This is a genomic window from Elizabethkingia argenteiflava, assembly GCF_009904105.1.
Taxonomy (GTDB): Bacteria; Bacteroidota; Bacteroidia; order Flavobacteriales; family Weeksellaceae; genus Elizabethkingia; species Elizabethkingia argenteiflava.
Genome location: NZ_JAAABJ010000406.1, coordinates 1 through 338 on the forward strand (window position 1 = coordinate 1; position 338 = coordinate 338).

The 338-nt window shown below is 71.6% G+C and carries 1 pseudogene; it reads left to right on the forward strand.

Annotation, left to right across the window (positions count from 1 at the left end):
* Positions 1-338: pseudogene (locus GNY06_RS04795) on the forward strand (replication restart helicase PriA); the annotation flags it as partial.

Here is a 338-nt window from a genome sequence, read left to right on the forward strand (position 1 = left end):
GCACCCAACTGGTAACCAAGGGGTTCCATTTCCCCGAGCTGACGCTGGTGGGCGTGGTCGATGCCGATCTCGGGCTCGAAGGCGGCGATCTGCGCGCGGCCGAGCGCACCTATCAGCAGATCGCACAGGTCGCCGGCCGCGCAGGCCGCGGCGCGAAGCCGGGAGAGGTGCTGATCCAGACTCGCCATCCGGGTGCGCCGGTGATCGCCGCGCTCGCAGCAGGCGACCGCGACGCCTTCTACGCCGCCGAAACCGAAGCCCGCCGCGATGCCGGAGCCCCGCCGATCGGGCGCTGGGCCGCGATCATCGTCTCCAGCGAAGACGAAGCCGACGCCCGC